The sequence below is a fragment of the Nocardioides sp. CF8 genome, from assembly GCF_000389985.1.
In the GTDB taxonomy this organism is placed as follows: domain Bacteria; phylum Actinomycetota; class Actinomycetes; order Propionibacteriales; family Nocardioidaceae; genus Nocardioides; species Nocardioides allogilvus.
The window spans coordinates 179,693-192,195 of sequence record NZ_CM001852.1 but is presented as its reverse complement, the minus strand read 5'-3'; the positions used below and the strand labels follow the sequence as shown (position 1 = coordinate 192,195).

Annotated in this window: 12 protein-coding genes; 4 read left to right on the top strand and 8 right to left on the bottom strand. The window is 69.4% G+C overall.

Going from position 1 to position 12,503, the window contains the following annotated elements; translation table 11 throughout:
• Window positions 1-26: 26 nt before the first annotated feature.
• Window positions 27-533, bottom strand: coding sequence for a tRNA adenosine deaminase-associated protein (locus CF8_RS00910; protein WP_332248900.1), 507 nt, complete (start codon window positions 531-533; stop codon window positions 27-29).
• Window positions 534-617: 84 nt separating this feature from the next.
• On the opposite strand from CF8_RS00910, the gene upp reads away from it, so the two are divergent.
• The 3 genes from upp (at window position 618) to pntB (ending at window position 4,345) form a co-directional block, all read left to right on the top strand.
• Window positions 618-1,259 (top strand): uracil phosphoribosyltransferase, encoded by a 642-nt coding sequence (gene upp, locus CF8_RS00905; RefSeq protein ID WP_036489937.1) that lies wholly within the window; start codon window positions 618-620, stop codon window positions 1,257-1,259.
• Window positions 1,260-1,368: 109 nt separating this feature from the next.
• Window positions 1,369-2,901 (top strand): Re/Si-specific NAD(P)(+) transhydrogenase subunit alpha, encoded by a 1,533-nt coding sequence (locus CF8_RS00900; RefSeq protein WP_036489935.1) that lies wholly within the window; start codon window positions 1,369-1,371, stop codon window positions 2,899-2,901.
• A gap of 4 nt (window positions 2,902-2,905) precedes the next feature.
• Entirely contained in the window at window positions 2,906-4,345 is a 1,440-nt protein-coding gene (gene pntB, locus CF8_RS00895; RefSeq protein ID WP_010831257.1) for a Re/Si-specific NAD(P)(+) transhydrogenase subunit beta, read from the top strand.
• Between the two features lie 168 nt (window positions 4,346-4,513).
• Here pntB and CF8_RS00890 read toward each other — a convergent pair whose 3' ends face one another.
• The 4 genes from CF8_RS00890 to CF8_RS00875 form a co-directional block, all read right to left on the bottom strand.
• Window positions 4,514-5,611 (bottom strand): ABC transporter ATP-binding protein, encoded by a 1,098-nt coding sequence (locus tag CF8_RS00890; RefSeq protein ID WP_010831256.1) that lies wholly within the window; start codon window positions 5,609-5,611, stop codon window positions 4,514-4,516.
• Window positions 5,612-5,620: 9 nt separating this feature from the next.
• Window positions 5,621-6,520, bottom strand: a complete 900-nt coding sequence (locus CF8_RS00885; protein WP_010831255.1) for a sugar ABC transporter permease — start codon at window positions 6,518-6,520, stop codon at window positions 5,621-5,623.
• Entirely contained in the window at window positions 6,520-7,467 is a 948-nt protein-coding gene (locus CF8_RS00880; RefSeq protein ID WP_198016920.1) for a carbohydrate ABC transporter permease, read from the bottom strand. Before CF8_RS00880 ends, CF8_RS00885 begins: the two co-directional genes overlap by 1 nt.
• 83 nt (window positions 7,468-7,550) lie before the next feature.
• Window positions 7,551-8,843, bottom strand: coding sequence for an extracellular solute-binding protein (locus CF8_RS00875; protein WP_036489933.1), 1,293 nt, complete (start codon window positions 8,841-8,843; stop codon window positions 7,551-7,553).
• Between the two features lie 123 nt (window positions 8,844-8,966).
• Between CF8_RS00875 and CF8_RS00870 the strand changes: the two genes are divergently transcribed.
• On the top strand, window positions 8,967-9,983 hold the full coding sequence (locus CF8_RS00870) for a LacI family DNA-binding transcriptional regulator (protein WP_010831252.1): 1,017 nt from the start codon (window positions 8,967-8,969) through the stop codon (window positions 9,981-9,983).
• Here CF8_RS00870 and CF8_RS00865 read toward each other — a convergent pair.
• The 3 genes from CF8_RS00865 to CF8_RS00855 are packed head-to-tail and all read right to left on the bottom strand — an operon-like array spanning window position 9,980 to window position 12,460.
• Complete coding sequence (locus CF8_RS00865) at window positions 9,980-10,711, bottom strand: VIT1/CCC1 transporter family protein (protein ID WP_010831251.1); 732 nt, start codon at window positions 10,709-10,711, stop codon at window positions 9,980-9,982. The two genes, CF8_RS00870 and CF8_RS00865, sit on opposite strands and share 4 nt — an antisense overlap.
• A gap of 52 nt (window positions 10,712-10,763) precedes the next feature.
• Entirely contained in the window at window positions 10,764-11,315 is a 552-nt protein-coding gene (gene thpR / locus CF8_RS00860; RefSeq protein WP_010831250.1) for an RNA 2',3'-cyclic phosphodiesterase, read from the bottom strand.
• Entirely contained in the window at window positions 11,312-12,460 is a 1,149-nt protein-coding gene (locus CF8_RS00855) for an acyl-CoA dehydrogenase family protein (protein WP_010831249.1), read from the bottom strand. The genes thpR and CF8_RS00855 overlap by 4 nt, the downstream gene beginning before the upstream one ends.
• Between the last annotated feature and the right edge of the window lie 43 nt (window positions 12,461-12,503).

The window sequence follows — 12,503 nt, the reverse complement described above, 5'->3', positions numbered from 1 at the left end:
CGGCTCGAGCCACTGGTCGGGCGCGGTCATGCAGAGGTGAGCCCGACGAGGTCGTCGAAGAGCTCGCCGAACCCGAGGGCACGCGCGACCTCGGAGAGCATCTCGTCGGGATAGAGGTCGTCGTCGTCGATCAGCACCCCCATGTCCATGGCGTGCATGCCGAGGTCGGCGAGCAGGTCGAGGTCGCCCGCGGGGGCCACGTCGTCGTCCTCGAGGTCGACGAACGGCGGCAGGCCGAGGAACTCGAGCGCCGACTGGGCCAGGTCCCACTCCTCGGCGGCCGTGATGTCGCTGAGGAGGACGCGGGTCGAGGGACCGTCCACGCGCACGATCACGAAGAAGTCCTCGTCGACGGCGATCAGTCCCACCGCGCCCTCGTCGCCGGGCAGGCGCCGCAGCGCGGCGCTGAGCGACTCGACCGACTCGTAGGCCGGCGAGGCGATGTCCTGCACCTGCCACCCGCCGTCGTCCCGGTAGGCGGCCAGCGCGAAGTCGACACTGTCGAGCTGGTCGTCCATGGTGAATCCCTCCACGCGAGCACCTCCGTCACCCCCAGCGTCGCAGATCCACCGCGAGGAGGAAACCCTGTGTCCCCGCGGGCTACTAGGGTGCGGTCCATGCGCACGCACGTCGTCGACCACCCGCTGGTCTCCCACAAGCTGACCACGCTCCGTGACGTCGAGACGGACTCGCCGACCTTCCGTCGGCTGACCGACGAGCTCGTGACCCTGCTCGCCTACGAAGCCACCCGCGAGGTGCGCGTCGTCGAGCACACCATCAACACCCCCGTCGCCCCCGCGACCGGCGTCAAGCTGGCCAGCCCCAAGCCGCTGGTCGTGCCGATCCTGCGCGCCGGGCTGGGCATGCTCGACGGGATGATGCGGCTGTTGCCGACCGCCGAGGTGGGCTTCCTGGGCATGGTGCGCAACGAGGAGACGCTCGAGGCGTCGACGTACGCCGAACGCCTGCCCGAGGACCTGTCCGGGCGCCAGTGCTACGTCCTCGACCCGATGCTGGCCACCGGCGGCACGCTGGCCGCGGCGATCCGCTTCCTCACCGACCGCGGCGCCGACGACATCACCGCCATCTGCCTGCTCGTCGCCCCGGAGGGCCTGGCCAACCTCGAGGCCGGGCTCGAGGGCCTCGACGTCCCGGTGACCGTGGTGACCGCGGCCCTCGACGAGCGGCTCAACGAGAAGGGCTACATCGTGCCCGGCCTCGGTGATGCCGGCGACCGCCTCTATGGCGTGGCCCACTGACCCTGCGGTGCTCCCCGGCAGCGTGATGCACGCCACCTGAGACTGGGGCTCACGAACGCACAGCCCGTGTAGGTTTCCGGACAGTCCAGCCGCCCCCAAGGAGGCAACTGTGCGTATCGGCATCCCCCGCGAGTCCCGTCAGGGAGAGACCCTCGTGGCTGCCACCACCATCACCGCCGCTCAGCTCGAGTCGCTCGGTTATGACGTCGTGGTCGAGTCAGGTGCGGGCGTCGCCGCCGACCAGACCGACGCCGCGTTCACCGAGGCAGGCATCCGGGTCACCGACGCGGACGAGGTGTGGGCCAGCGACATCGTGATCAAGGTCAACGCCCCGACGGCCGACGAGATCTGGCGCCTGCGCCAGGGCGCGACGATCGTGTCGCTGATGGCACCGGGCCGCAGCCCCAAGCTGATCGAGCAGCTGCAGGCGCAGCGCGTCACCGGTCTGGCGATGGATGCGGTCCCACGCATCTCGCGCGCCCAGGCGATGGACGTGCTGTCCAGCATGGCCAACGTCGCGGGCTACCGCGCGGTGATCGAGGCGGCCCACGAGTTCGGCCGCCAGTTCACCGGCCAGGTCACCGCTGCCGGCAAGGTCCCGCCCGCGCGGGTCTTCGTCGTCGGTGCCGGGGTCGCCGGTCTCGCCGCCATCGGCGCAGCGGGCGCGATGGGTGCGATCGTCCGCGCCTTCGACGTACGCCCCGAGGTTGCCGAGCAGGTCGAGTCGATGGGCGGCGAGTTCGTCCGCGTCGACATGGAGCAGGAGGTCTCCTCCGACGGCTACGCCAAGGAGATGACCGCCGAGCAGGAGGCGGCGACCGCCGCGATGTACGACGAGGAGGCGCGCAACGCCGACATCGTCATCACCACCGCGCTGATCCCCGGCCGCCCCGCGCCCCAGCTGATCACCGCCGAGACCGTCGCCGGCATGCGCGCGGGCTCGGTCCTGGTCGACATGGCCGCGGCCAACGGCGGCAACGTCGCGCTGACCCAGGCCGACGAGCGCGTCGTCACCGACAACCTCGTCACGATCCTCGGCTACACCGACCTGGCCAGCCGCCTCGCCGCCCAGACCAGCCAGCTCTACGGCACCAACATCGTCAACCTGTTCAAGCTGCTCACCCCCGGCAAGGACGGCGAGCTGGTACTCGACCACGAGGACGTCGTGCAGCGCGGCATCACCGTCACCCAGGACGGCGAGTCGCTGTGGCCGCCGCCGCCCGTGCAGGTGAGCGCTGCCCCGGCAGCGCCCGTCGCGCCGGTCACCCGGCCCGAGCCCGAGCCCAAGAAGCCGATCGACCCGCGCCGCAAGTTCTTCGCGGCGGCGCTCGGAGCCGTCCTGTTCGCGCTCGCCGCGGCCTATGCCCCGCCGAGCTTCCTGGGGCACTTCACCGTCTTCGCGCTGGCGATCTTCGTGGGCTACTACGTCATCTCCAACGTGGCGCACGCCCTGCACACGCCACTGATGGCCGAGACCAATGCCATCTCCGGGATCATCCTGGTCGGCGGCATCCTGCAGGTCGGCAGTGACAACCTCGCGGTGACTGTGCTGGCGCTCGTCGCCGTACTCGTCGCGAGCATCAACATCTTCGGTGGCTTCCTGGTGACCGCACGCATGCTCCAGATGTTCCGGAAGGACTGAACGCATGGACTTCCTGACCTCCCCGCTGCTGCCCGGCCTGATCCAGGCCGCCTACATCGGCGCGGCGATCCTGTTCATCCTCGCCCTGGCGGGACTCTCCAAGCACGAGACCGCGCGCCGCGGCAACACGTTCGGCATGACCGGCATGGCGCTGGCGCTCGGCGCCACCCTCGTGCTGGCGGCCCGCAACAGCCAGTACGGCGACCAGCGCCCGCTGCTCGTGACGCTCGGGCTCATCGCGGCGGCCATGGCCGTCGGCGCGGCCATCGGTGCCCGGCGCGCCCGCACGGTCGAGATGACCGGCATGCCGGAGCTGGTGGCGATGCTGCACAGCTTCGTCGGTCTCGCCGCCGTGCTGGTGGGCTTCAACTCCTACCTCGCCGAGGACCACCTCGAGGGCTCGCTGGCCACCATCCACGACGTCGAAGTCTTCCTCGGGGTCTTCATCGGTGCGGTGACCTTCACCGGCTCGATCGTGGCCTACCTCAAGCTCAGCGCGAAGATGAAGTCGACGCCGCTGGCGCTTCCGGGCCGCCACCTGCTCAACCTGGCGATCCTGATCGCCTCCGCGCTGCTGCTCGCGTGGTTCGTGCCCGTCGACGGCAACCTCGGCCTGGTGCCGCTGATCGCCATGACCGTCCTCGCGCTCGTGCTCGGCTTCCACCTCGTGGCGGCCATCGGCGGCGGCGACATGCCCGTCGTGGTGTCGATGCTCAACTCCTACTCCGGCTGGGCCGCGGCCGCTGCCGGCTTCATGCTGAGCAACGACCTGCTGATCATCGTCGGCTCCCTCGTCGGCTCCTCCGGTGCGATCCTGAGCTACATCATGTGCAAGGCGATGAACCGCTCGTTCGTCAGCGTCATCGCCGGTGGCTTCGGCTCCGACGGCGCCGTCAGCGGCGAGGCCCGCGACTACGGCGACCACCGCGAGGTGCAGGCCGACGAGGTCGCGGAGCTGCTCGCCGACGCGAAGTCGGTCGTCATCACGCCGGGCTACGGCATGGCGGTCGCGCAGGCGCAGTACCCCGTCGCCGAGCTCACCAAGAAGCTGCGCGACAAGGGCGTCGACGTCCGCTTCGGCATCCACCCCGTCGCCGGCCGCCTGCCCGGGCACATGAACGTGCTGCTCGCCGAGGCGAAGGTGCCCTACGACATCGTGCTCGAGATGGACGAGATCAACGGGGACTTCGCCGGCACCGACGTCGTGCTCGTGATCGGCGCCAACGACACGGTCAACCCGGCTGCCCTGGAGGAGCCGGGCTCCCCGATCGCGGGCATGCCCGTGCTCGAGGTCTGGCACGCCAAGGACGTCATCGTCTTCAAGCGGTCCATGGCGACCGGCTACGCCGGCGTCCAGAACCCGCTGTTCTTCAAGGACAACTCGCGCATGCTCTTCGGCGACGCCAAGGAGCGCGTCGACGACATCGTGCGCGCGCTGGGCTGACGGCGTCCTCCCTGTCGGAGTCCCCGCTCAAGCGGGGACTCCTGCACAGGTTGGCCGTTGCAACGGCCAGGAAGCGCAAGACTTCCCCCACCTGTTCGCGTCGCCGCCTCGCGGCTCGCGTTGGAGCGGTTCGTACGGCGCAACCCGACCCAGCGGCGTACGACGCGCTCAGTCCGTCGGCAGCGCGTCGCCGGTCTCGACGTCGAAGGCGTGGATCCGGCCGGGCGCGATCGTGAACCACACCTTGGCGCCCTTGGCCGGCACCGAGCGCGGAGCGATCCGGGCGACGATGTGGTCGGCGCGCAGGTCGTCGCCGATCAGGTTGCCGTAGAGGAACGCATCCGAGCCGAGCTCCTCGATGACCAGCGCCTCGACCGGGAACGAGCCCGGATCGGTCTCCGACGACAGCTCGAGCGCCTCGGGCCGGAAACCGACCTGCACCTGGTCGCCCGTGATCGCGCCGACCGTCGAGCGCGGGAGCGGGACCTTCGCTCCGCCGATCAGCGCGTGGCCGTCGGCCACGGTGAACGTCCCGAGGTTCATGGCCGGTGAGCCGATGAAGCCGGCGACGAACGCGTTGGTCGGGTTGTCGTAGAGCCCGAGCGGGGTGTCGACCTGCTGGAGCAGTCCGTCCTTGAGCACGGCGACGCGGTCGCCCATCGTCATCGCCTCGACCTGGTCGTGGGTGACGTAGACGGTGGTCGTGTCGAGTCGGCGTTGCAGCGAGGCGATCTGCGTGCGCGTCGAGACCCGGAGCTTGGCGTCGAGGTTGGACAGCGGCTCGTCCATCAGGAAGACCTGGGGCTGGCGCACGATCGCGCGGCCCATGGCGACGCGCTGGCGCTGGCCTCCGGAGAGTGCCTTGGGCTTGCGGTCGAGGTAGTCGACGAGGTCGAGGATCTTGGCCGCCTCGAGCACGCGGGCCTCGATGTCGGCCTTCGGCGAGCCCGCGATCTTGAGCGCGAAGCCCATGTTCTCGGCGACGCTCATGTGCGGGTAGAGCGCGTAGTTCTGGAACACCATCGCGATGTCGCGGTCCTTGGGACGCAGGTGGGTCACGTCCTTGTCGCCGATCAGGATCCGACCCTGGTTGACGTCCTCGAGCCCTGCGAGCATCCGCAGCGCCGTGGACTTGCCGGAGCCCGAGGGCCCGACCAGCACGAGGAACTCCCCGGGTCGGACCTCGAGGTCGAGGGCGCTGACGGCCGGGGTCGCCATCCCGGGATAGATGCGGGTGGCCTGGCCGAAGGTGACGCTGGTGGGCATGCGGGTTCCTTATCCCTTGGTGCCACCGGCGGTCAGGCCGGCGACGAGGTGCTTCTGGGCGAAGAAGAAGACGATGGCGGCGGGAATCGTGATCAGGACGGCGCCGGCGGTGAGCTGGTCCCAGCGCGGGCTGAACTGCGGCACGAACTGCTGGAGGCCGGCGCCGAGGGTGTAGTGGTCGTCGGTCTGCATGAACGCGATGGCGTACGCGACCTCGCCCCACGCCGTCAGGAAGGTGTAGAAGGCGGTCACCGCGAGGCCGGGCCGGGCGAGCGGCAGGATCACGCGGTAGAACGTGCCGAAGGGGCCGAGCCCGTCGAGGGCCGCCGCCTCGTCGAGCTCGCGCGGGATGGTGTCGAAGTAGCCGCGGAGCATCCAGGCGCAGAAGGGGACGGCCACCGTGCAGTAGGCGATGACGAGCGAGGCCTTGGTGTCGATCAGGCCGAGGTTGGCCATGATCGTGTAGATCGGCACGATCAGGATGGCGACCGGGAACATCTGCGTCAGCAGGAAGACCCACATCAGCCCGCGCTTGCCGGGGAAGTTGAAGCGGCTCAGGGCATAGCCCGCGCTCGCGGACATCGCGATCCCGATGACCATGGTGAAGGCCGCGACGATCACCGAGTTGAGGAACCACTGCGGGAAGTTCGTGTCGAAGAGGACCTTGCGGTAGTTCTCCAGCGTCGGGCTGGCGAACAGCGAGATCTCCGTGCGCCGGATCTCGCTGGCCGGCTTGATCGAGCTGAGCATGACCCAGAGCACCGGGAACAGCGCGATGAAGGTCGCGACGATCAGGGTGCCGTGCAGGGCGACGCTGGCGAGCAGCGAGCGGTCCTCGCGACCGCGCACGCGCGGTGGCGTGACCGCGGCCGGTGTCTCGGTCGCGGTGGCAGGCGGCATCGAGCTCATCAGAACACCTCTCCCTGCTTGGACAGCATGCGCTTGTAGACCGACGCATAGACGATGAGGATCGACAGGATCAAGACGCCGTACGTCGCCGCGAGGCTGTAGTCACGGATGCCCTCGAACCCGGCGCGGTAGGCACCGGTCACCAGGATCTCGGTCTGGCCGGCGGGCTGGCCGCGCGTCACGAAGTAGATGATCGGGAACATGTTGAAGGTCCAGATGGTGCCGAGCAGGATCACCGTCGAGGAGACCGGTCGCAGGCCCGGCAGCGTGATGTTGCGGAAGCGCTGCCACGGCGAGGCGCCGTCCATCTCCGCCGCCTCGTAGAGGTCGGCGCTGATCGACTGCAGACCGCCGAGGATGGCGACCATCATGAACGGCACGCCGAGCCAGATGTTGGCGCAGATGGCGGTGAAGAGGGCGGACCAGCGGTGGTCGAACCAGGCGACCGGGTCCATCCCGACGGCCTTGAGGACGCCGTTGAAGATGCCGAACTGCTGGTCGAAGATCCAGCGCCAGGCGAAGGCGGCCACGAAGGCCGGCACCGCCCACGGCACGATCAGCGCCACCCGGTAGAAGCTGCGGCCCCTGAATCTTCGGTTCAGCATGACGGCCAGGCCGAGGCCGAGGCCGTAGTGGAACGTCACGCAGGCGACCGTCCACACGATGGTGTTGGTGAACTGCAGCCAGAAGTGGCCCTGCTCGCCGGTGAGGACGTCGACGTAGTTGTCGAGGCCCACGAACTTCGAGGCCTTCGGGTTGGGCGTGCACACCTCGTCGCCGCCGAGGGTCTTCTTGCAGATCTCGCTGCGCTGGTTGGACTCGTTGACGTCGGTGAAGGACTGGTAGACGCCCTGCACGAGCGGTGCGAAGACGAGGACGCTGAGGACCACCACGGTGGGCAGCACCATGGCCCAGGCGTACCAGTGCTTGTCGAAGCTCTTGCGCATGCTCTCCGCTGCCTTCACGTGAGTCGGGGGCGTGGTGCACGTGCGGGGGAGGGCTCGCCTGAGCCGTCCCCCGCCCGCGTCGATCAGTCGAGCGAGTAGTCGGGGACGACTTCGCTCTTGTAGGTGTCGGCGACCTCGTCGAGCGCTCCCTGGACCGGCTTGTCCTGGATCATCACCTGGGTGCCCATGGTGTCGAGAGCGGCGAAGAACTGGCCGCCCTCGGGGATCCACGGACGCGGCTGCGCGACCGCCATGGCGTCGGCCCACAGGGCGACGCGCTCGTTGCTGACGAGGTCGTAGGCATCGGCGTTGCCGGGCAGCAGGCCCAGCTCGTCGGCGATGAACGCCTCCGACTCGGCCGAGCTCATGAAGCTGATGAACGCGGTCGCGGCGTCGGCCTTCTCCTCGTCCATGCCGGACCAGACGACGTAGTTGTGACCGCCGACCGGAGCGCCCTGACCGGCCGAGCCGGCCGGGACCGGCGCGACACCGAGGTTCTCGAGACCACCGAACTTCGGGTCATCGGCGATGGCGGCGACCTCCCACGGGCCGTTGATGATCATGCCGACCTTGCCCTCCTTGAAGAGCGTCATCATCGTGCCGTAGGGGTCGTTGGCGACCGGCTTGACCGCGGCACCCGACTTCACGAGGTCCTGGGCGGTCTGGATGCCCGCCGCGGCCTCGGGGCTGTTCACGGTGATGCTCTCGGCGTCCGCGTCGACGATGTCCGCGCCCTCGCCGTACAGGAAGGGCAGGAGGAAGTAGCCGCCGGAGTTGATGTAGATGCCGTCGACCTTGGCCTTGGACTTCAGTGCCTCGGCCGCGGTCTGGACCTCGTCCCACGTCGTCGGCGGGGCCGCGATGCCGGCCTTCTCGAAGAGCGCCTTGTTGTACATCAGGCCGAGGGTGTCGGTGACCTGCGGGACGCCGTAGGTGCTGCCGTCGTAGACGTTGCTGGACAGCGGGGTCTCGGCGAAGTTGTTGTCGAGCGCGGCGGTGCCGTCGAGGGCGTAGAGGTAGCCCAGCGACGCGAACTCGGGAGTCCAGGCGACCTCCGCGCGGAGGATGTCGGGAGCGCCGGAGCCGGACTCGGCGGCGGTCTTGAACTTGTTCTGCGTCTGGTCGAACGGCACGGTCTCGTGCTTGATCGTGACGCCGGGGTACTCCTCGTTGAACTTCTCGATCAACGTGTCGTAGGCCGGGGCCTCGTTGTCGGGGTCGGAGGTGTCCCACCAGGTCAGCTCGGCCTCGATCGAGGCCGGGTCGCTGTTGGAACCGCTGTCGTTGTTGCTGCTGTCGCCCGAGTCGTTGCCGCACGCGGCGAGGACGAGGGCGAGCGCGGCGATGCCGGCGAGGCCGGGCACTGAGCGGCGCATCTGTGCTCCTTGAGCTTGGGTCACGGCGTGGGGCCGCTGTGACGGGGATCACCGGAGGCTAGCAAGACGTTGCAAGAAATGGAATGCCTTGCAGGATCGCTGTCGATGCGCTTACATACGGCCATGGCCACCCTTGCTCAGATCGCCGCGTCGGCCGGCGTCAGCGAGGCCACGGTCAGCCGCGTCCTCAACGACAAGCCCGGCGTCAGCGACGCTGCCCGCTCCGCCGTCCTCACCGCGCTCGACGTGCTGGGCTACGAGCGCCCGCACAAGCTGCGGCGCCGCTCGGCAGGGCTGGTCGGGCTCGTGGTCCCCGAGCTGGAGAACCCGATCTTCCCCGCGTTCGCGCAGGTCATCGAGGACGCACTGGCCAGGCGCCGTTTCACCCCCGTGCTCTGCACGCAGTCACCCGGTGGCATCTCCGAGGACGAGTACGTCGAGTCGTTGCTCGACCACGGCGTCGCCGGCATCATCTTCGTGTCCGGCCGCCATGCCGACACCTCCAGCGACCACGAGCGCTACCAGCTGCTGATCGACCGCGGGATGCCGGTCGTGTTCGTCAACGGCTACGCCGAGGGTCTGGCAGCGCCCTTCTTGTCGACCGACGACGCGGAGGCCATGACGCTGGCGGTCGGCTACCTCGTTCAGCTCGGCCACACCAGGATCGGGCTCGCGACCGGTCCCGGCCGCTACATGCCATCGGCACGCAAGCGGACCGGATTCGTCGCCGCGCTGCGCTCCACGCTGAAGCTCTCGGAGAAGGAGGCCACTGCCTGGATCGAGGACGGGTTGTTCACCGTCGAGGGCGGCGCGACCGCGGCCGACTCGCTCTACGACCGCGGCGCGACGGCGGTGGTGTGCGCCTCCGACCTGATGGCCCTCGGCGCGATCCGCGCTGCTCGGGAGCGAGGCCTGCACGTGCCGCGCGACGTCTCGGTGATCGGCTTCGACGACTCCAACCTGATGGGCTTCCTCGACCCGCCGCTCACCACGGTGCGACAGCCCGTGCAGGGAATGGGCGCGGCCGCCGTACAAGCGCTGGCAGATGCGATCGACGGTCAGCCGATCCCGTTCAAGGAGTACCTCTTCAAGCCCGAGCTGGTGCTGCGCGCGTCGAGCGGTCCCGCGCCCAGCGCCTAGTCGATCCCGATCCCGACGAGGGACCCGATCAGGTAGGTCACGCCCATCGCGAGCAGACCGCCGCCCACGTTGCGCAGGACGGCGCGCAGGCGCGGGCTGATGCTGAGCCGGGCACTGACGAGGCCGGTGATCGCCAGCGCGGCCACGACGGCGATCACGGTGACGGCGATCCGGGCGTCGGCCGGGGCGAGCACCACGCACAGCAGCGGCAGCAGGGCGCCCAAGGTGAAGGAGATCATCGAGGCCCAGGCGGCGTGCCACGGGTTGGTCAGGTCGTCGGGGTCGATGCCGAACTCGATGTCGGCGTGCGCGGCGAGCGCGTCGTGCGCGGTCAGCTGGGCCGCGACCGCGGAGGCGAGGGCGGGATCGAGGCCCTTTTCCTCGTACATCCGGGCCAGCTCGCGCTGCTCGGTCTCGGGCATCGCCTCGAGCTCCTCGGCCTCGAGCCGCAGGATCGACTTCTCCGAGTCGCGCTGGGTGCTGACGGAGACGTACTCACCCGTGCCCATGCTCATCGCGCCGGCGACGAGGCCGGCCACGCCCGCGATCAGGATGGTCGTCCGCTCGCTGGTCGCGCCGGCCACACCCATCACGATGCCGGCGGTCGACACGATGCCGTCGTTGGCGCCGAGCACCGCCGCGCGCAGGGCGTTGAGGCGGTTGCCGTTGGCGGCGTCCGTCTGCTCGTGCCAGTGCTGCGGGTCCGCGTCGCTGCCGATCTCCAACATGCGTCCCAGCCTTCCGCGCGGGCCGTCCGCCCGCAACGAAGGTGAGGCTGGGCTACGCCCCGAGGGGGAAGGTGGCCAGCACCTCGTGGCGTGGCCGCCGCCGCGGTCCCTCACCGAGGTGCGACTCCACCAGGGCGATCTCCTCGACGTCCCACGCGGGGCCGGAGTAGGCGTCGAGCAGGCGCACCCAGTTGGTCACGTTGGCCGGGCGGCCCAGCCGCGCGAGCGTCACGTGCGGGTGGAACGTGTGCCCGTCGACGGCCGCACCCGCCGTCGAGACCGCGTTGCGCGCCACCCGGGCGAGGGCGTCGAAGGACCCGTCGAGGCCCGCATAGAGCACCTTGGCGCCGTCCGGGTGCGGGAACGCCCCGCCACCGACGATCTTCGTCGTGTACGTCGCCTGCCGCCCGGCCCCGGCCTCGAGCCGTTCGCACAGCTCGTCGAAGGCACGGTCGGGGACGTGGGCGGCGAACGCGAGCGTCACGTGCCACTGGTCGGCCAGCGTCCACCTGAACTCACCGGCGCCGCGGCGTACGGAGAGGAAGTCGTCGAGGTGCTCGACGACTTCCTCCGGCGGGACGACCGCCACGAACAGCCGGCTCACTTGAAGCCGAGGTCACGTCCGATCAGCATCTTCATGATCTCGTTGGACCCGGCCCAGATCTTCGAGACCCGGGCGTCGCGCCAGGCGCGGGCGACGCGGTACTCGTTCATGTAGCCGTAGCCGCCGTGCAGCTGCACGCAGTGGTCGAGGACCTCGTTCTGGACCTGCGAGGTCCACCACTTGGCCTTCGCCGCGTCGACCGCGGAGAGCTCGCCGCGCGTGTGCTTGAGCACGCACTGGTCGACGTACGCCTCGGTCACCTCGATCTGGGTGACGAGCTCGGCCATCAGGAACGCGTTGTGCTGGAAGTTGCCGATCGGCTGGCCGAAGGCCTGACGCTCCTTGGCGTACTGGATCGTCTCCTCCAGGATCTGCTTGGCGTGGGCGAGGTTGGTGATCGCCGAGCCGAGGCGCTCCTGCGGCAGGAACTGCATCATCGAGATGAAGCCGGTGTCGAGCGGGCCGATCAGGTCGGCATTGCTGACGCGGACGTCCTCGAAGGACAGCTCGGCGGTGTCGGACTCGTCCTGGCCGACCTTGTCGAGCACGCGGCCGACGGAGAAGCCGGCGAGGGAGGTGTCGACGCCGAAGAGCGAGATGCCCTTGGCCTTCTTCTCCGGGCTGGTGCGCGCGGCGACGACGACGAGGTCGGCGCTGCCACCGTTGGTGATGAAGGTCTTGGAGCCGTTGATGATCCAGTCGTCGCCGTCGCGGACGGCCGTGGTCTTCAGGTTGGCGAGGTCGGATCCGCCGCCGGGCTCGGTCATGCCGATCGCGGTGAGCAGCTCGCCGGAGCAGAACTTCGGCAGCCAGCGCGCCTTCTGCTCGTCGTTGGTCAGGTGGACGAGGTAGGGCGCGACGATGTCGGCGTGGATGCCGACGCACGACGGCAGGGTCATGTTGACCTTCGCCAGCTCCTCGGTGAGCACCGCGTTGAAGCGGTAGTCGCCCGCCTCGGAGCCCCTGAACTGCTCGGGGATCTCCAGGCCCAGGAAGCCCTGCTTGCCGGCGGCCAGCCAGAACTCGCGCGAGAGCCCGTGGCCCTCGGCGTAGTCGTCCAGGTGGGGGATGACCTCGCGGTCCAGGAACTCCTTGACGGAGGCGCGGAAGGCCTCGTGGTCCTCGTCGTAGATCTCTCGGCTCATGCCGGCAATGTTACTCGCGGGTTCGTGCCGGGGCACCGGGATA